The 18,616-nt window shown below is 51.9% G+C and carries 14 protein-coding genes and 1 tRNA gene; 5 read left to right on the top strand and 10 right to left on the bottom strand.

Annotation, left to right across the window (positions count from 1 at the left end):
• The first annotated feature begins 197 nt into the window (after window positions 1–197).
• A complete protein-coding gene (locus tag BBW69_RS04190; RefSeq protein WP_188210510.1) occupies window positions 198–1,079 on the top strand; it encodes a mechanosensitive ion channel family protein in 882 nt (293 codons plus the stop codon).
• 84 nt (window positions 1,080–1,163) lie between these two features.
• Window positions 1,164–3,200 carry a M3 family metallopeptidase gene (locus BBW69_RS04185; protein WP_188210629.1) on the top strand — a complete coding sequence of 679 codons (2,037 nt, stop codon included), beginning with the start codon at window positions 1,164–1,166 and terminating at the stop codon, window positions 3,198–3,200.
• A 571-nt stretch (window positions 3,201–3,771) separates the two neighbouring features.
• Here BBW69_RS04185 and BBW69_RS04180 read toward each other — a convergent pair.
• The 3 genes from BBW69_RS04180 to katA form a co-directional block, all read right to left on the bottom strand.
• Window positions 3,772–4,935 (bottom strand): cytochrome-c peroxidase, encoded by a 1,164-nt coding sequence (locus BBW69_RS04180; protein WP_003705279.1) that lies wholly within the window; start codon window positions 4,933–4,935, stop codon window positions 3,772–3,774.
• A 221-nt stretch (window positions 4,936–5,156) separates the two neighbouring features.
• Entirely contained in the window at window positions 5,157–5,723 is a 567-nt protein-coding gene (locus tag BBW69_RS04175) for a manganese efflux pump MntP family protein (RefSeq protein WP_188210509.1), read from the bottom strand.
• 177 nt (window positions 5,724–5,900) lie between these two features.
• A complete protein-coding gene (katA, locus tag BBW69_RS04170; RefSeq protein ID WP_002250995.1) occupies window positions 5,901–7,415 on the bottom strand; it encodes a catalase KatA in 1,515 nt (504 codons plus the stop codon).
• A 342-nt stretch (window positions 7,416–7,757) separates the two neighbouring features.
• Here katA and rpoN point away from each other — a divergent pair, with 342 nt between their 5' ends.
• Window positions 7,758–9,101: an RNA polymerase factor sigma-54 gene (gene rpoN, locus BBW69_RS04165; protein WP_188210508.1), complete on the top strand. Its 1,344-nt coding sequence runs from the start codon at window positions 7,758–7,760 to the stop codon at window positions 9,099–9,101.
• Window positions 9,102–9,175: 74 nt separating this feature from the next.
• Window positions 9,176–9,469: a ribosome hibernation-promoting factor, HPF/YfiA family gene (gene hpf / locus BBW69_RS04160; RefSeq protein ID WP_107860148.1), complete on the top strand. Its 294-nt coding sequence runs from the start codon at window positions 9,176–9,178 to the stop codon at window positions 9,467–9,469.
• A gap of 219 nt (window positions 9,470–9,688) precedes the next feature.
• Here the strand turns inward: hpf and murU are convergent, their stop codons facing one another.
• The 5 genes from murU to BBW69_RS04135 form a co-directional block, all read right to left on the bottom strand.
• Window positions 9,689–10,384, bottom strand: a complete 696-nt coding sequence (gene murU, locus BBW69_RS04155; protein ID WP_188210507.1) for an N-acetylmuramate alpha-1-phosphate uridylyltransferase MurU — start codon at window positions 10,382–10,384, stop codon at window positions 9,689–9,691.
• 17 nt (window positions 10,385–10,401) lie between these two features.
• A complete protein-coding gene (gene hpaC, locus BBW69_RS04150) occupies window positions 10,402–10,902 on the bottom strand; it encodes a 4-hydroxyphenylacetate 3-monooxygenase, reductase component (protein WP_188210506.1) in 501 nt (166 codons plus the stop codon).
• A 117-nt stretch (window positions 10,903–11,019) separates the two neighbouring features.
• On the bottom strand, window positions 11,020–11,460 hold the full coding sequence (gene hpaR, locus BBW69_RS04145) for a homoprotocatechuate degradation operon regulator HpaR (RefSeq protein ID WP_107860288.1): 441 nt from the start codon (window positions 11,458–11,460) through the stop codon (window positions 11,020–11,022).
• Between the two features lie 340 nt (window positions 11,461–11,800).
• A complete protein-coding gene (locus BBW69_RS04140) occupies window positions 11,801–12,310 on the bottom strand; it encodes a protein disulfide oxidoreductase (protein ID WP_188210505.1) in 510 nt (169 codons plus the stop codon).
• A gap of 88 nt (window positions 12,311–12,398) precedes the next feature.
• Window positions 12,399–12,474, bottom strand: a tRNA-Lys gene (locus tag BBW69_RS04135).
• A gap of 218 nt (window positions 12,475–12,692) precedes the next feature.
• Here BBW69_RS04135 and apbC point away from each other — a divergent pair.
• Entirely contained in the window at window positions 12,693–13,772 is a 1,080-nt protein-coding gene (gene apbC / locus BBW69_RS04130) for an iron-sulfur cluster carrier protein ApbC (protein WP_188210504.1), read from the top strand.
• Between the two features lie 187 nt (window positions 13,773–13,959).
• Here apbC and pilC read toward each other — a convergent pair whose 3' ends face one another.
• Both pilC and BBW69_RS04120 read right to left on the bottom strand, forming a co-directional pair.
• Window positions 13,960–17,811: a PilC family type IV pilus tip adhesin gene (gene pilC, locus BBW69_RS04125; RefSeq protein WP_188210503.1), complete on the bottom strand. Its 3,852-nt coding sequence runs from the start codon at window positions 17,809–17,811 to the stop codon at window positions 13,960–13,962.
• Window positions 17,812–17,880: 69 nt separating this feature from the next.
• Window positions 17,881–18,330: a hypothetical protein gene (locus tag BBW69_RS04120; protein WP_188210502.1), complete on the bottom strand. Its 450-nt coding sequence runs from the start codon at window positions 18,328–18,330 to the stop codon at window positions 17,881–17,883.
• Window positions 18,331–18,616: the final 286 nt, after the last annotated feature.

The following is an 18,616-nucleotide window of genomic DNA, read 5'->3' as shown; positions in this document are numbered from 1 at the left end:
GTTACGGCATATATTGTTGTGCATTATAGCTGATTTTACCGCCCTATTCAGCGTTATTCTCATCAGTGTGCCGCACGGGAAAGATGAAACGGTTCGTCTTCCTCCGGCATCAGGTCGGGGATTTTCCCGTAAAGTGGCAAAATCGTTTTTTTGCCACTAAAATCTACGTCCTATATTTTTCGGACAGGGGCACGGAAATGGAAATATGGAATATGCTGGACAACTGGCTCGACGCCGTCCCGATACGCGGAGAGGCGATCGAATCCGTGGCGATGGTCACGGCTTTGCTGCTGGCGCGCGCCCTCCTGCTGAACGTCCACTTCAGACGGCATCCGGATTTCAGCATAGAGAGCAAACGGCGGTTTTTGGTGGTCAGCCGCAATGTAACGCTGTTGCTGGTACTGTTCGGACTCGCCGCAATCTGGGCCGCGCAGATTCAGACGCTTGCTTTGTCGATGTTTGCGGTGGCTGCGGCGGTTGTCGTAGCAACAAAAGAACTGATTATGTGCCTGTCGGGCAGTATTTTGCGGTCGGCGACAAAGCAGTACTCGGTCGGCGACTATATCGAAGTCAACGGTTTACGCGGACGCGTCGTCGACATCAACCTCCTCAATACCCTGATGATGCAGGTCGGCCCGAATCCCCTGGTCGGGCAGCTTTCGGGCAAGACACTGTCGTTCCCCAACAGCCTCCTGCTGAACCATTCTGTCCGGCGCGACAATATTTTGGGAGACTATGTTATCCATACGGCAGAAATTCCCGTACCCATCCATTTGGATTCGGATGAAATCGTATGCCGTCTGAAAGCCGTACTCGAACCGATGTGTACTCCCTACGTACCCGCCATCCAGCGGCATTTGGAAAACGTGCAGGCAGAAAAACTGTTTATTACGCCCGCCGCCAGACCGCGCGTTACCCGCGTGCCGCACGATGACAAGGTGTACCACATCATTGTCCGTTTCGCCTCCCCCGTTTCAAAGCGACTGGAAATCCAACAGGCCGTCATGGATGAGTTTTTGCGCGTACAATACCGCCTGTTGAATCCCCGGCCGCAACATGCCGCCCATAAAGAACTTTAACTTTTCCCATCCGGCACCATTTCCGGCTTCAGACGGCATATTGCCGATATGCCGTCTGAAGCACAACACACAAAGGAACCCGACATGAACGACAACGTATTGCTCCATTTGGGCGAAGAACCCCGTTTCGACGCCATCCAAACCGCCGACATCAAACCCGCCCTGCAAACCGCCATCGCCGAAGCGCGCGCGCAGATTGCCGAAGTCAAAGCACAAACGCACACCGACTGGGCGAACACCGTCGAGCGTCTGACCGGCATCACCGAGCGCGTCGGCAGGATTTGGGGCGTGGTATCGCATCTCAACTCCGTCGTCGATACGCCCGAACTGCGCGCCGTCTATAACGAACTGATGCCCGAAATCACCGTCTTCTTCACCGAAATCGGACAAGACATCGAGCTGTACAACCGCTTCAAAACCATCAAAAACTCCCCCGAATTCGACACCCTCTCTCCCGCACAAAAAACCAAGCTCAACCACGACCTGCGCGATTTCGTCCTCAGCGGCGCAGAATTGCCACCCGAACAGCAGGCAGAACTGGCCCAACTGCAAACCGAAGGCGCGCAACTCTCCGCCAAATTCTCGCAAAACGTCTTAGACGCGACCGACGCCTTCGCCCTCTACTTTGACGACGCCGCACCGCTTGCCGGCATTCCCGAAGACTCGCTCGCCATGTTTGCCGCCGCCGCGCAAAGCGAAGGCAGAACAGGCTACAAAATCGGTTTGCAGATTCCGCACTACCTCGCCGTCATCCAATACGCCGACAACCGCGAACTGCGCGAACAAATCTACCGCGCCTACGTTACCCGCGCCAGCGAACTTTCAGACGACGGCAAATTCGACAACACCGCCAACATCGACCGCACGCTCGAAAACGCCCTGCAAACCGCCAAACTGCTCGGCTTCAAAAACTACGCCGAGCTGTCGCTGGCAACCAAAATGGCGGATACGCCCGAACAAGTCCTCACCTTCCTGCACGACCTCGCCCGCCGCGCCAAACCCTACGCCGAAAAAGACCTCGCCGAAGTCAAAGCCTTCGCCCGCGATCGCCTGAACCTCGCCGACCCGCAGCCGTGGGATTTGAGCTACGCCAGCGAAAAACTGCGCGAAGCCAAATACGCATTCAGCGAAACCGAAGTCAAAAAATACTTCCCCGTCGGCAAAGTTCTGGCAGGCCTGTTCGCCCAAATCAAAAAACTCTACGGCATCGGATTCGCCGAAAAAACCGTTCCCGTCTGGCACAAAGACGTGCGCTACTTCGAGCTGGAGCAAAACGGCAAAACCATAGGCGGCGTCTATATGGACCTCTACGCCCGCGAAGGCAAACGCGGCGGCGCGTGGATGAACGACTACAAAGGCCGCCGCCGCTTCGCCGACGGTACGCTGCAACTGCCCACCGCCTACCTCGTCTGCAACTTCACCCCGCCCGTCGGCGGCAAAGAAGCCCGCCTCTCCCATGACGAAATCCTCACCCTCTTCCACGAAACCGGCCACGGCCTGCACCACCTGCTCACCCAAGTGGACGAACTGGGCGTATCCGGCATCAACGGCGTCGAGTGGGACGCAGTCGAGCTGCCCAGCCAGTTTATGGAAAACTTCGTCTGGGAATACGACGTCTTGGCACAAATGTCCGCCCACGAAGAAACCGGCGAGCCCCTGCCGAAAGAACTCTTCGACAAAATGCTCGCCGCCAAAAACTTCCAACGCGGCATGTTCCTCGTCCGCCAGATGGAGTTCGCCCTCTTCGACATGACCATTTACAGCGAAGACGACGAAGGCCGTCTGAAAAACTGGCCGCAGGTTTTAGACAGCGTGCGCAAAGAAGTCGCCGTCATCCAACCGCCCGAATACAACCGCTTCGCCTTGAGCTTCAGCCACATCTTCGCCGGCGGCTACTCCGCAGGCTATTACAGCTACGCATGGGCCGAAGTCCTCAGCGCCGACGCCTACGCCGCCTTTGAAGAAAGCAACGACGTCGCCGCCACAGGCAAACACTTCTGGCAGGAAATCCTCGCCGTCGGCGGCTCCCGCAGCGCGGCGGAATCCTTCAAAGCCTTCCGCGGACGCGAACCGAGCATAGACGCACTGCTGCGCCACAGCGGCTTTGACAACGCGGCTTGACGATAAGGTTGAGGTAAAAATATAGCGGATTCGATATAAAATGCCTGAATCGTCATTCCCGCGCAGGCGGGAATCCAGAACGTAAAGTTGAAGAAACCGTTTTGCCCGATAAGTTTCTGTACCGACAGGTCTGGATTCCCGCCTGCGCGGGAATGACGGCGAAGATGTTTTTATTTGAAATTTACTATAAAAGGCCGTCTGAAAATTTTTCAGACGGCCTTTTTATAATCTAAAACTGTCGGATTCGGGAATACGACCCAAACAGGCTATTGATTATTGTAATGTTAAAGTACAAATCCCCAAAGCCGATGGTAATGGTAGCGCAGAATATTGATTAATTATCCAAATGCATCATGGCTTACACAACGCAGCCATTGGATTAGGCTTCAACCCACCAATCCCGTCGCCTACGCCGCGCATTCGTGAAAAACGCATAAGGCGGTTGGATTAATGGAAACGGCTGGCTGAAGCCCACCCTACGGCATACCCTGCATATCTGACGCGACGAAATAATAAAATGCCGTCTGAAACAGATTCCCGTTTCAGACGGCATTTCTGCGTACCGGCCGGATTATTTGTTGTCCGGCTTAGATTCCATCGGTGCGGTCAGGGGCAGTTCCGGCATCGTGCGCGCTGATTCGGAAACATTGCCGGAAAGCGCATTCAGGAATACGACGATGTTATCCACATCTTCTTTCGGAATGTCTTTACCCAATTGCGCCTTACCCATGATGGTAACTGCCTTATCCAACTCCCACACGCTGCCGTTGTGGAAATACGGATAAGTTTTAGCCACGTTACGCAACCCCGGAACACGGAAGAAAAATTCGTCTTCTGTTTTTTTGGTTACGTCAGCACGGCCTTTGTCGCGTTTCGGGTCTTCAATGAATTTCCAATACGGCCCTTGGACCAGACCGAATTTCTGGAAGGTCGTGCCTCCAAGGTTGACACCGTTGTGGCAGGCAATACAGCCGTTGTCCATGAACGCGCGCACACCTTTTCGTTCCTGTTCGCTCAGGGCGTTGACGTTGCCTTTGAGGTATTCGTCCCATTTGGTCGGCGTCAGCAGGGTACGCTCAAACGCACCCAATGCGGTAGTGATGTTTTTAAACGAAACCGCGCCGTCTTCAGGAAAAGCTTTTTTAAACATTTCTTGATATTCGGGAACTTTGGCGATTTTGGCTGCCGCCGCCTCTTGCGAATCATTCGCCATTTCCACCGGATTCACCAAAGGCCCGCCCGCCTGTTCTTCAACGTCAGCCGCACGTCCGTCCCAAAACTGGCTGCCCAGCAACGCGGCATTCAATGCGGTCGGCGAGTTGCGTCCGCCGAACTGCCCTTTGTGTCCCTGACTGGTCGGCATATTGTCCACACCGGCGGAAGCAAGGTTGTGGCAAGAGTTGCAGCTTACGGTATTGCCTTTGGAAAGGCGCGGTTCATACCAGAGTTGGTGTCCGAGTTTGACCTGTTCTTCGGTAAACGGACGGATTTTCTGCATTTCTTCGACAGTCGGCAGAGGTTGGAATACGCCTTGCGCGCGTTTCAAAAGGTCTTGGTCTTCGGGCGAGGCCGATGAAGCGGAAGGAACGGCTTCCGAGGCCTGTACTTGGGAAGCCGCTTCGGTCTCGGAAGCAGGAGAAGCATCGCCTGCCGCAGACTTTTCCTGACCGCCGCATGCCGCCAACAGTGAAGACAATGCCAATACTGATGCGAGGTAACGGAGTTTGAAAGACATCGTGTATTCCTTATGGTAGGTTAAAATTATTGTCCAAACCGGCAGGCAAACCTGTTCTGCCGATTATTTTTTCAGTGTACCTATCGCACCTTTAGCCATCTTTGCGGAAAATCAATATTTTATTTTCAATAGCTTTACACAATAATAACAATAGAGAATCAAGTTTAACAAAATGCCGTCTGAAACCGGCAAAGCTTCAGACGGCATTTTATTTTCCGACATCATTGAATCAAACCCAAATGCGACAAGAGCGTCCATGTACCGATGGCAATCAACACCAAACCTCCGGCAAATTCCGCACGCCTGCCGAGCAGTACGCCAAAAGCCCTTCCCGCCGTCAGCCCGATGGTAACCATCACCGTAGTCGCCATACCGATTACGGCGGCGGCAAAGGCGATGTTTACCTCCATAAACGCCAAGCCCACCCCGACTATCATAGAATCAATACTGGTTCCAAAAGCAGTCAGAACCGTCAACCACCAGCTTTCCCGTTTGGTTTCCCGCGCGTCCTCCGCCTCGCCGGACAACCCTTCTCGCATCATTTTCAGACCCAGCCCGCCCAGCAGGACAAAAGCCACCCAATGGTCCCATTCACTGATAAACGGCTTGGCATAAAAACCGCCTACCCAGCCTGCCAGCGGCGTGAGTGCTTCAACCGTGCCGAACACCAGGGCCGTTGCTGCAATTTTGCGCAGAGGCATCCTGACCGCCGCACCCTTTGCCAATGCGACGGCAAACGCATCCATCGACATTCCCAGCGCAACCAAGAGCAAAGCGTAAAGACTCATACCGCACCCATCCTTAAAAAGGGCGGATTATAACAAAAGCAAAAAAATGCAAAAATGCCGTCTGAATGCTGAAACAAACATTCAGACGGCATTTCAAGTGCAATACTTATTGACGGTATCGGACCGCATGCGACAGGATTTCTTCAATTTCCATCCACATGGGCTGCTCCTTTCAAATTACAGCAAACCTGCCTGACCCAGTGCGGGGTCGGTCGCACGGGCGGCTTGTGCGTCTTCGACAGTCAGTCCGAGGGCTTTGGCTACGCCTTCACCGTATGCCGGATCGCAACGGTAACAGTTGCGGATATGGCGGTATTTGATGAAGTCGGGCGCATCGCCCATGGCTGCGGCGGTGTTGCCGAACAAAGCCTGTTTCTGCGTATCGTTCATCAGGTTGAACAAGGCGCGCGGTTGGCTGAAGTAGTCGTCATCGTCTTGGCGGTAGTCCCAGTGTGCCGCGTCGCCGTTGATTTTCAAAGGCGGTTCGGCGAAGTCGGGTTGTTGCTGCCATTGGCCGAAGCTGTTGGGTTCGTAGTGCGGCAGGCTGCCGTAGTTACCGTCGGCGCGGCCTTGGCCGTCGCGCTGGTTGCTGTGAACAGGGCAACGCGGACGATTGACGGGGATTTGGCGGAAGTTTACGCCCAAACGGTAGCGTTGTGCGTCGGCGTAATTGAACAAACGCGCTTGCAGCATTTTATCGGGGCTGGCGCCGATACCGGGAACGAGGTTGCTCGGTGCGAAGGCGGATTGTTCCACATCGGCGAAGAAGTTTTCGGGATTGCGGTTCAACTCGAATTCGCCCACTTCAATCAGCGGATAGTCTTTTTTCGGCCAAACTTTGGTCAAGTCAAACGGATGATAAGGTACTTTTTCCGCGTCTGCTTCAGGCATGACTTGGATGTACATCGTCCATTTCGGAAACTCGCCGCGCTCGATGGCTTCGTACAGGTCGCGCTGATGGCTTTCACGGTCGTCGGCAATGATTTTGGCAGCTTCTTCGTTGGTCAGGTTTTTAATGCCTTGTTGGCTGCGGAAATGGAATTTCACCCAGAAACGTTCTCCCGCTTCGTTCCAGAAGCTGTAAGTATGCGAACCGAAGCCATGCATATGGCGGTAGCTGGCGGGAATACCGCGGTCGCTCATGACGATGGTAACTTGGTGCAACGCTTCAGGCAGCAGCGTCCAGAAGTCCCAGTTGTTTGTGGCAGAGCGCATATTGGTGCGCGGATCGCGTTTGACGGCTTTGTTCAGGTCGGGAAACTTACGCGGGTCGCGCAGGAAGAACACGGGCGTGTTGTTGCCGACCACATCCCAGTTGCCTTCTTCGGTATAGAACTTCAGCGCAAAGCCGCGGATGTCGCGTTCCGCATCGGCTGCGCCGCGTTCGCCTGCCACGGTGGTGAAACGGGCGAACATCTCGGTTTTTTTGCCGACTTCGCTGAAGATTTTGGCGCGGGTGTATTTGGTGATGTCGTGTGTTACGGTAAACGTACCGAACGCGCCCGAACCTTTGGCGTGCATACGGCGTTCGGGGATGACTTCGCGTACGAAGTCGGCGAGTTTTTCATTCAGCCACAAATCCTGCGCCAGCAGAGGGCCGCGCGGACCGGCGGTCAGGCTGTTTTGATTGTCGGCAACAGGCGCGCCGTTGTTCATGGTCAGATGGGTTACGGGGCATTTGGAGGTAGTCATAGCTCGTGTTCCTTTTCCTTGGTTAATCAAAAGATACGACAAACGGCTTACAGCACGATTTGGCGGAAAGCATACTCATAACTGGTTTCTTGATTGCAATAGATTTCATGAATAGACATTTTGTTTTCCTTTTATTTAAACTATGGATGCAACTATACGCCAAGATTTTCGCTATTAAAACTATGAAATCGATTTAATATTGTTATAAGCAATCAAGATTACATTTTCGTTTGTTTTTTGTTATCAAAACGAATCAAAATCCCTACATAAAACCATTTATAATGATGTTTCCTGGCATCATCTGCCGCCGACAGGCCAAAAGAATAATTCTCACGCATTATCATGACGTTACTCGGAATAAAGCTCAAACAGACCCAGCAGCTCAACCAGCGGCTGCAACAATCTTTGCGCGTATTGCAGATGTCGGGTATCGAACTTGAACGCGAGGTCGAAAACTGGCTGTCGGACAACCCCCTGCTCGAACGCAAAGACACGGATGAATTTTCCGATGCCGAGTTCAGCCATTACACTGCGCCTGCCCGTCAAATCGGCGGAGACGAAGGCGAAGATATGCTGTCCAACATCGCCGGCGAACAGGATTTCAACCAATACCTGCATGCGCAAGTATGCGAACACCCGCTTTCCGATCAAGAATCCGCCTGTGTCCACATCCTCATCGATTCCCTTGACGAGCAGGGTTATCTGAGCGACAGCATTGAAGACATCCTCGACCATACGCCCTTGGAATGGATGTTGGATGAAGCAATGCTGAAACACGCCCTGACCGCATTGAAAAAATTCGACCCGGCAGGCGTGGCCGCCGCTGATTTGAACGAATCGCTGATACTGCAGATAGAAAGATCGGGCGAATGTGCTGCCAAACACGCCGCCCTGCATATCGTCCGAAACGCCCTCGACAGCATTGACGGTAACCGCAGCCAAACCCTCGCGCGAATAAAAAAACGCCTGCCCCAAACCGACAGCGGCACACTCGAAGCCGCACTCGACCTCATTGCTTCGCTCAATCCCTTTCCCGCCGCCGGTTTTGCCTCGTCCACGCCCACGCCGTATATCCGCCCGGATGTCTGGGTTGAGGAAAGTAAAGACGGCTGGACAGTCAGTTTCAACGAAGACTCCCTGCCTCCTCTGCAAATGAACAGCGAATATTGCGAACTGATGCCGTCTGAAGGCCTCTCGCCCGAATGGAAGGAAAAAATCAGCGAAGCCAGACAACGTATCGATTCTCTCGAATTGAGGAAAGCAACCATCGTCCTCCTTGCCGAATACATCGTTAAACATCAGGCAGACTTTTTCACTTTTGGCGAAATCGGACTCGTCCCTCTGATGATGAAAGATGCCGCCGCCGAATTGGGTGTGGCAGAAAGTACCGTTTCCCGCGCGGCCAACCAAAAATATTTGTCTTGCCCGCGCGGAGTGTTTGCGCTACGCTATTTCTTCACGCAGGCAGTTCAAATGGAAGAAGGCAAAGAAGCCGTCAGCCAACACGCCGTTAAAGCCGCACTCTCCCAGCTTGTCGGCAGCGAAGACAAACGCAAGCCCTATTCTGACGAGGCACTCGCCAACCTGCTGGCTTTCCGCGGCATGGAGGTTTCCCGCCGCACCATTGCCAAATACAGAGAATCCCTTGAGATTCCGGCAGCACACAAACGCAAAACCGCAGAATAATTTTTCAACACAATGCTACAACCCGTTTTTCCGTTCCGTCGCCGACGGACAGAACCCACCGAAGGAGCTGTATCATGAATCTGAAAATCACCGGTCTGCATTTCGACATCACCGAAGCCATCAAAAACCACGTTTCCAAGAAACTGGAGCGCATCAACCGCCACGCTTCGGACATCATTTCTATAACTGTAACGCTGTCTGTGGAAAAAGCCGGCCATAAGGCCGAGGCAGACGTACACCTTGCCGGTAAAGACCTGCACGTCGAGTCCGACGGTCAGGACATGTATGCCGCCATCGACACCCTGACAGACAAACTTGACCGCGCCGTATTGAAACACAAAGAAAAAATCGGAGAAGTCCGCAACTGACCGAATCGGTAAAATGCCGTCTGAAACAGATTTCCGTTTCAGACGGCATTGTTTATCCTGCATAACCAAACATGAAGCAAATCCGCCTTATCTTGAACCGGTTTTGATGCTCAACACATACCTCCGCACAACCTGTTCCGAAAACCCTTTAAAGATGCAATGCATCAGTTAAGACGGCTGCAATAAGAAAACGGGATGCAAATCCGCATCCCGTTCCGTTTACTTCCAAGCCCCTGCAACGGCTTGAGCCTCTTTCAGACGGTCTACCGTACCGACATCCAGCCACAAACCCGTATGCTTCTGACCGCTCACCCGGTTTTGCCGCATTTCGCCACGCAATACAGGCGCGAGTTTCGCCACACTGCCCGCTTCAATTCCGTCAAACATTTCAGGACGGTAAATACCCACGCCGCTGAATGTCAATCCGTTGCCGCTGGATACTTCCGACTGTACGCTTCCGTCCGGCAACAGCAAAAAATCACCGTCGGGATGGTGCGGGGGATTTTCCACCAGCCACAAATGTGCGGAAATATGCTCGGGCAGGAGAGATGCCTTCCGGTGCGCCGCTGCAAAATCAATATCGGTCAGCACATCGCCATTGACAACCAAAAACGGGGCATCGCCCAACAGCGGCAATGCCCGTGCGATACCGCCTGCGGTTTCCAAGCCGCCTTCAGGTTCGGGCGAATAGGCAATGTTCACACCATATGACGAGCCGTCGCCCAAAACATCTTCTATCTGCCGACCCAACCACGCATGGTTGATGACTACTTCTGTAAACCCTGCCTGCTTCAGACGGCATAGGTGCCAACCGATTAGAGGCTTACCCGCCACATCAAGCAGCGGCTTCGGAGTGGTATCGGTCAAAGGGCGCATACGCTCGCCGCGTCCTGCCGCCAGTATCATCGCTTTCATATATATCTGTCCGAATATCAGTCTAAAGATCTAAACTGCCGTCTGAAATAAAGCAGCGCCGGACGTTTGCCCACGCAATTTTTAATTTCGTCGAGCCTGACGTAAAACACAAAATGTGTGCCGATTTCATGTTGGCCGACAATATGCCCGTGCAGGTGCGCCAACGCCCCTTCTATTTCGGGTTGTCCGGTTTTACCATAATGCCAGATATGATAGGCAAAACGTTCTTCGGGCGAAAGATTGGTCAATCCAGCAAAATGTTCGGCCACATCCTGATGTTCGTCTGCCAACGTATTGATGCACAGGCTGCCGTTTTCTGACAGTATCGGGATGATACGGGCTTTACGGTTGATACACAGCATCACGGTCGGAGGCTCGTCCGTAACCGGTGTAACCGCAGTCATCGTGATGCCGTAACGTCCTGCCGATCCCTCTGTCGTAATGACATGAACACCTGCCGCGCAAGATGCCATCGCATCACGGAATGAGGTTTGAAATTCTTTCTGCAAATCCGTCATATTACCCCTTTATCTGTTTCCATATGCAAGACTGCTGCACATAAGGTCTCCCTCATGTGCAGCAGCTCTGATTCGTAAACAAGACCGTCTGTCGGACGTTTCCGCGCATTGCGCGTTTTACGAATTCAACAAATCATCGATTTGTGCAAGTTCCGTCAGCAAATCCTTAAGCAGCATCATTTTCTCGCGGGACAACACTTCCTCGATGGCATCATAGCGTTCATCCACTTCTTCGCCGATTTCTTGATACAGGCTTTCACCTTCGGAAGTCAGCTTCAAAAAAACACGGCGTTGGTCGTTAGAAGGTTTCAGGCGGACAACCAAACCTGCTTTTTCAAGACGGGTCAGGATGCCGGTCAGACTGGGGCGCAGAATGCACGCCTGATTGGCCAAATCCTGAAAATCCAATGTACCGTTTTCCGCCAAAAGACGGATAATCCGCCATTGCTGATCGGTGATATTCGCCTGGTTCAGAATGGGTCTGAACTGTGTCATCAAGGCTTCCCTTGCCTGTATCAGACCGATATTGATAGACGCATGTTTTGATTGGGTAGGCATTATTAAAGTCTCCGAGTTATCGCAAATCAAACTTTCAAACCGTCTGTGAAGCCCTCAGGTATCATTCCGATACAACCGTTATATAACAAAACGAACATATAGAAACAATACTCTATAAACCGTATCAGGCATTTGGGTATAAAAGGCTTTAATTCCGATAATCCTATCTAAAAATATTTTAATAGTTATATCTTAGTCTATTTTCCCTACAATCTCAACAAAGTATTACATTTACTGTCGAAAGAACTTTCTTCCAAAAAAAACAAACGCCGGCGTATCCGCCGTACAAGGCGTACACCGTTTGACTCCGTATATGACTAAAAGTTTAACGGGAACACAACTAACTTAAAACATCCGCCTGAAAAATTCGTGCGCGCAAGCCCCAATAACTGCTGATTCCCGTCGTATAGTGAACTATTTTCCCATTTTTGACCAAAATGACAGTCGGCGTTGCCTTAATCTGCCAAGACCGTGCCAAACCGCCGTCCTCATCATTAACGCTCGGAAAACCCAATCCGCGTTTTTTCATATACGCAGAAACTTCGGTCGAACTGCCGGAACGTATCGCTACACCGACAACCGGCACACCGTCGGCCGCCAAATCATCGATTATCGGAGACTGATAACGGCACACGCCGCACCAGCTCCCCCAAAAATACACCAGCACCGTCCTATCCCGGCTAAACTGTCCCAAAGTCAGCTGACGCCCCGACAGCAAAGTCAAAGGCCGCCCTGCCGCCCCGGCAGGTTCGTCAGGCTTACGCATCCAATCCAGACACAGCGACACTAATAAAAACACCAATGCCGTCTGAACGGCAAATTTTATGCCCGAAAGCAGTTTTTTCTTCATACAACCTTCCAAACAGTACGAAAACGCTGTTGCCGGCGATTGACAGGCAAACAAAAAGCCAAGTCTTAAAACTTGGCTTTCGGCTATCTGGTGGGTCGTGAGCGATTCGAACGCTCGACCAACGGATTAAAAGTCCGCTGCTCTACCGACTGAGCTAACGACCCGATAAGTCGTACATTATACAACTCCTCTCCCCACCGTCAAGCAATTTTTACAGACTTAATTACAGACTGCTGTTTGCATGGAATATTTTGGCAACGGATTTTCACAATCCGGCCCATATCGTGTAAAAGTTCGCACAAGAAAAAAGCAAACTGCCCAAAATCATGTACACTTTCCGTCTATCTTCCTCTCACCCAACTTGCGAACAGAGGCACACATCATGAATATACAAAATATCCGCACCCTCCTTGAAACTGTCAGTATTCCGAATACGGTACGCACACTCGGCAGCGAAAAGGCCGTCCGCTCGGTCGAACAGCATTCAGACGGCATCCATATCGCCCTGCATTTCGGTTTCCCTGTCGCGCACATTGCCTCAGAAACCGCCGACCGCATACAGGAAATCCTGATGCCGCTGACAGGCGACACACACATCCATCTGTCCATGGACACGGAAATCGGCACACACAAAGTCCAGCCCGGCGTTACCACCATCAAAGGTGTGAAAAACATCATTGCCGTCGCATCGGGAAAAGGCGGCGTGGGCAAATCAACAACCACCGCCAACCTTGCCACCGCGATGGCGCGCATGGGCGCACGCGTCGGCGTGCTCGATGCCGACCTTTACGGCCCGAGCCAACCAACCATGTTGGGTGTGGACGACCGCAAACCCGACCAGAAAAACCAAAAACTGATTCCTGTCGAATCTTCAAACGGCATACAAGTCATGTCCATCGGCTTTCTGGTTGACACAGACCAAGCCGTCGTCTGGCGCGGCCCGATGGTCAGTCAGGCATTGCAGCAACTGATGTTTCAAAGCGAGTGGGACGAAGTGGACTATCTTTTCATCGACCTGCCTCCGGGTACGGGCGACATCCAACTCACACTGTCCCAACGCATCCCCGTAACCGGGTCCGTCATCGTTACGACGCCGCAGGACATCGCGCTGATAGACGCGCGCAAAGCTGTGGATATGTTCCGCAAGGTCAACATTCCGATTTTGGGCGTATTGGAAAACATGTCCGTCCATATCTGCTCCAACTGCGGACACAGCGAAGCACTATTCGGCACGGACGGCGGCAAAGATTTGGCCGCACGCCTCAATGTCCCGCTACTCGGACAGCTTCCCTTAAGTTTGCCCGTACGCGAAGCGATGGACGGAGGGGCGGCGGCACAACTGTTCGACGAACACCCTACCATCGCCCGAATCTACACCGATGCAGCATTCCAAATCGCCCTGAGCATTGCCGACAAAGGCAAAGACTTCAGCAGCCGCTTCCCCAAAATCGTAGTCGAGTGATACCAACCGAAAAGGCAGCCCCGAAGGACTGCCTTTTTTCTTTTAAAGCCGGGTTTTTATTTTGACGCCGAATCGCAACAAGCAGCACACGAGCTGCATCATTCCCGCGCAAATAGTATATTGATTCCATAAGAAATGCCGTCTGAAACCGATTGGGCTTCAGACGACATTTTATCCGACAACGGCATCAGAAGAATATCTCACGCCAGCTGATACGTTTCATTCCGCAAAGCGGGCCGACCACGTCAAGGTTGCTCATATTGTTCATCAGCAGCGTGCGTTTTCCTTTAGAGGTAAAACATTTGTTGTTCGGCACAGTGTCGGGCGGACCGTCGTCATTGCCGCTGCCTCCGGCATCACCGTCGGGAGAAGTCGGGGGATCGCCGATTTTTTTCCCGTCAAGATAAGTCGGGACAAGCGGGCCCGGGAAGGTATAACCGTTCGGACACATGATTTTGCCATTGATGTTCTTACAATTGGAAGTATTATTTCCTCCGTTATTTCCTCCGTTATTTCCTCCGTTGTTGATTGAAGGCGGAATCAGGCGGGTTTTTCTAGGAGTCAAACCGCCGCCATCCTCGGCATTAACGGCAAGAATCGTCGTTTCGGTTGAAGTATTGCTGTTTTGCGTATCCGGAATACAGAGGTCGCCTGTGGAGCTTGCCCCCGTCATCACGGTTTTTTTGGTGTAGTTGCGGATGGTAACCACTGCCGTACGCAAAATCATGTTCTGCTTGAGGGTAACACGTTCGCCGGGTGCCAAATCGATTTTCCAACCTTTTTTGGTTTTCTCATCAATTTCATTATTCGACAGGAAAATCAAACCGTTGTCTTTGCTCATATTCTGATTGACCAACTCGTTACCGCGCGCATTCGGAGCCGTTTTAGGTCCGCCGGTTTTTGAGTCCCACGACACATCGTCAAAAATACCATATACCGATTGAGTAGTCTGGTCCACGATATCTGCGGCAGTCAAATCGCTGCCCGTACCAAAAATAATGACATATTTGTTGGATTCGCGGCGCGAAACGGCAGGAGCCGCCGTAATCGACTGACTTGGATTGCCGCGATAAACAATGCTGTAATTCCATTTTGACGGATCAGGGTCGACAACATTGAAACGGTACATATTGCCGCCCCTGTCGCCTGCATAAACCACATCGACAACTCCGTCGAAATCAGTATCCACTAAGGTTGGCGAGGATAAACCGCCCATACCGGCCGGAACATCGATTCTGCGGATCAGCTTTTTACCGAACATATCGTAAACATACAAAGCCGTTTTATTGGCATTGCTTTGTACGGCATCAGTACGGTAGCCGCCTGCAAGAAAACCCGAATAACCCGACTTATTGTTGTATGTCCGCCCCATTTGCGGCGTACCGGCGGTATAACCCATATCTTTGTCGACAGCATCAAACAAGGGGACGGTAACATTCCAGGCATTTTGGCTGCCGTTGACCGCGCCGATATCCAAAGCATACGCACCACGTCCGCCCTGACCCATCGCACCAAACATAAACACGCGTTTTTGTCCGTCCACATCCGCCTGACGCACGACAAAGCCGCCGTTTACGCCGTAAGTATGCGCCGGATGGTTGCCGTAGCCGCCATGTGCGAAATCTTTCAGGGTTTTAGCCAGATCTGATTCATTGCCCGCCTCATCCTCGCGCGGCATATTTGCCGGAATATAGCTCAGCTTCAAGTCGTAAGGCGCTTTACTTCCGCGTTTGAAAATATGCACCATGCCGTCGTTTGCCGCCGTTACCATAAACTCACGGCGGTTACCGGCATCCGTATTCCCGACGGCAACAACCTGGCTGTCGAGTATATCGCCCAAATGACGTTCCGCATCCGGACGCACGCGGTATTTTTGGCTGTATTTGTCTGCACCGCCGACCTTGGTTTGAGACAAGGTTTCCAAAGCCTTGTCGTTGCCGCTTCTGTCTGTCCATGGCAGCAGCAGTTCTTTCCATTCATCGGCATTACCCGATTTTGCAGGGATGCCGAAAGTATGGTTGCCGATACCGGAAACGCCGTCCATCTTATCCGTAAAATAAGTATTATTTCCAAGCTTAATCAGCGTTTTACGGTTGTCAAATGAAGGTTCGGCATAACGCGCCTTATCAGGATAGCCTGAAGCATCCAAACGGTAGAAGCGCAAACGGCTGCTCCACGTTGTCGGATTCAGGAATACGGCGGCCGCCAAATCGGGGATACTGTTGCCGGTTGCGGCAGGGGCTGTCGCAGAAAAAGACCCACCCGTCGTATTTTTCGTATCCGACTGAATTTTGCCGAGAATCTCATCCAATATCTTGGTCAGGTTTTTATAATCCGTAACCGGATAATACATATTGTCGCGGCTCGCGCCGTTGCGCAGATATTCCTTACGTACTGTACCTTCGTCCGCATTGAAGTTGACTGTATAAGTTTGGACGGTCTGCTTGCCGAAATCCACGCCGGCAGGATCGGAAGAAGCATCGCTATCCCAGCTTACACCTGCCGCATCCCTGCCGTCTGAAGCGGATTTGATGTCTTTTTCCGCCAAGGCGCGGCTGAACATACCCATACCGTTATCGCCGTCAAGGACGGTATCAACCGAACCCGCAGTACACTGCCCCGCCCCGGGCAGATGCTTCATACCGGGTCTTGTTGTTCCGTTTGCATCAGCCTGGTTTTGATCAAAGCCATGCTCGCTGAAATACGCTCCGAAATAATTAGAAAATTTCTCCTTCTCCGATTTGCCCACACTGGGTTTTCCCGGATTGAAATAATAATAATCCGATACCCAGTCATAATTGTAATAATTATTCCGCCACGAATCAGACTGTTTCAAGACGGCGGGAAACCTCATTCCCTCAAACTGGGTTTGCTCGTCATTTATCCCGTTTGCATTGAACGAAATCGAAGCAGGAAGCTTGCCGGTAATGCGTACCTTACACTTCAACGTACCGTTTTCGGTTTCACAATAACGCGGGCCGTTCAAGCTTCGGTAAGTCGAACGAAACTGAGGGGCAAATTCCGCCAGGCCGATAGTATCCAATACCTCAGCAGCCATTTGACCGTACTCGCCGGCGGTCAATCCGTTTGTCTGAGTATATTTCAGATTGCCGAACAAAGACCTCAGATGGTCTTTTTCCTTATCGAAAAATTCATGCAGCCCACTGTTCTGGCTGCCGTTCTTATTAGGCTTGCCACTCGGACACAGTTCCTCGTGAACCCTCCGGCTTTCTTCGTTTGCACCAAACCCCTTGGATTTTTTATATTCGCCCAATGCAAGTTTGTAGTTTGCCACCCTCATACCGTGAAGTTGGACATCTCCGTTATAGAAAAAACGCGCATCACAATCGTCCGAATCCTGATACTTCTGCCCGTAACCGGGACCCGGCCGCTGGTTGATTTTTTCACATTTGCCGTACTTGGCTTCATATTCTTTCCTTGCATCCTGCCAAGTTGCAGGCGGAGCTTTAGGCAGCTTCGGACCGACGGGGGCTTCACAATAATTCCCGGGGAATGCACCCTTTAGCTGTTTCTTCGCCGCCGTCTCATCCCAATACGCCTCCCAAGGGCAAGTCATCATATTCGGATAACGTTTTTGATATTTCCGCTCGCTGATCAGGCAGTCCTTCCAATGCTGCGGATGGGTGGCAGGAATATTTTTAGGATAAGACCCCAAATTACCCGCGAAATCGCTATAACCGCTCGAACCGAACACATAGTTGGTGTAATGACAACTCGTATCCGACTTAGACGAGGTCAAAACCACGACATACGATTTCTGGCAGCGGTATTTGACCGCCGGCAGCAGTCGGTCGCGCACAGTTTCATAATAACGCCGTGTCAGCGGCACCATCGGGTATTGCGCCTTAATCCTGTCGATACGGCTTTGCATATCCGAAGGCGCAGCATTCACCCCGTCGGTATCCGAACCGCCGTTATTGTGCAGGGTCTGCAGCCCCCAGTTGGCATTTGCGCCGTATTTTCCGACAACTGCCTTAAGCGCATCTTTAACCTTGACAAGACGCTCGGTCAATTTCAAACCGCCGTTTCCATCCCCGATTTGAAGCTCTTTAAACTCCTGATAAGCAACGGGATCGATGCTCTGCAGCTAAACCGGCGGCAGTGGCTTGGTACACCATCCGTTGGAAGGGTCGATATACCGAGGGTCTTCCGTAATCCTGCCGTCTGCCAGGGTAATCTGCGGACAGCCGCCGTCCAGCATCAGGTTTTTCGGATTCAGCGTCCTCATTATCTCGGCATTGTTGTTATTTTTATCCCTAACCTTAATCAGGATTTTGCCGTCTGAAAAAGTATGCTGGATAACGGTTCTGCCCGCACCGTTGTTCATAAAGTTGGAATCGTCCACAAGAAAGACAACGTTGGGCCTGACCTTGCCCGTACCGGAAACCGTAGAAGTATTTTGCAGATAGACCGGCAAATCCCTGAAGGGGATTGCCTGCGCGGATTGGGAAGCCGTCAATGCGGCAAATATACTGGCCGCCAAAGGCTTGGCGGCGGTGAGGCGGTGTCTGTTTTTCGTAATGTGTCTCTGCTTCATAAATCAAACCTATTCCGGGTTCCGGCTGTTATTTTTTACCGATAGGACATTTTACCACGCCGCCCTATGCCGGACGCTGCACAAATCAAGATTGCCCTGCCTCTTTACAGTTCATAACACTGAACCGACATTCAAAGAAAACTGCCTGTGATATAATCTTTATATAGTTCGATTTATTTTATTTATTTAATTTGTCCGTTTAAAACAATCCATTATCCAGCCGATATTTTTGCAAGGCATTCAATACCCCGCCGGATCAAAGTCCCACATACCTTGTCGGACAATC

Origin of the sequence: Neisseria sp. RH3002v2f (assembly GCF_014596375.1) — a bacterium.
Taxonomy (GTDB): domain Bacteria; phylum Pseudomonadota; class Gammaproteobacteria; order Burkholderiales; family Neisseriaceae; genus Neisseria; species Neisseria cinerea.
This window is presented reverse-complemented; position numbering and strand designations above follow the sequence as displayed.

What these genes read in the sequence shown, in the direction of transcription:
- BBW69_RS04190 (WP_188210510.1), top strand. Translation starts at nt 198, where the DNA reads ATGGAAATATGGAATATGCTGGACAACTGGCTCGACGCCGTCCCGATA.
- BBW69_RS04185 (WP_188210629.1), top strand. Translation starts at nt 1,164, where the DNA reads ATGAACGACAACGTATTGCTCCATTTGGGCGAAGAACCCCGTTTCGAC.
- BBW69_RS04180 (WP_003705279.1), bottom strand. Translation starts at nt 4,935, where the DNA reads ATGTCTTTCAAACTCCGTTACCTCGCATCAGTATTGGCATTGTCTTCA.
- BBW69_RS04175 (WP_188210509.1), bottom strand. Translation starts at nt 5,723, where the DNA reads ATGAGTCTTTACGCTTTGCTCTTGGTTGCGCTGGGAATGTCGATGGAT.
- katA (WP_002250995.1), bottom strand. Translation starts at nt 7,415, where the DNA reads ATGACTACCTCCAAATGCCCCGTAACCCATCTGACCATGAACAACGGC.
- rpoN (WP_188210508.1), top strand. Translation starts at nt 7,758, where the DNA reads ATGACGTTACTCGGAATAAAGCTCAAACAGACCCAGCAGCTCAACCAG.
- hpf (WP_107860148.1), top strand. Translation starts at nt 9,176, where the DNA reads ATGAATCTGAAAATCACCGGTCTGCATTTCGACATCACCGAAGCCATC.
- murU (WP_188210507.1), bottom strand. Translation starts at nt 10,384, where the DNA reads ATGAAAGCGATGATACTGGCGGCAGGACGCGGCGAGCGTATGCGCCCT.
- hpaC (WP_188210506.1), bottom strand. Translation starts at nt 10,902, where the DNA reads ATGACGGATTTGCAGAAAGAATTTCAAACCTCATTCCGTGATGCGATG.
- hpaR (WP_107860288.1), bottom strand. Translation starts at nt 11,460, where the DNA reads ATGCCTACCCAATCAAAACATGCGTCTATCAATATCGGTCTGATACAG.
- BBW69_RS04140 (WP_188210505.1), bottom strand. Translation starts at nt 12,310, where the DNA reads ATGAAGAAAAAACTGCTTTCGGGCATAAAATTTGCCGTTCAGACGGCA.
- apbC (WP_188210504.1), top strand. Translation starts at nt 12,693, where the DNA reads ATGAATATACAAAATATCCGCACCCTCCTTGAAACTGTCAGTATTCCG.
- BBW69_RS04120 (WP_188210502.1), bottom strand. Translation starts at nt 18,330, where the DNA reads ATGAAGCAGAGACACATTACGAAAAACAGACACCGCCTCACCGCCGCC.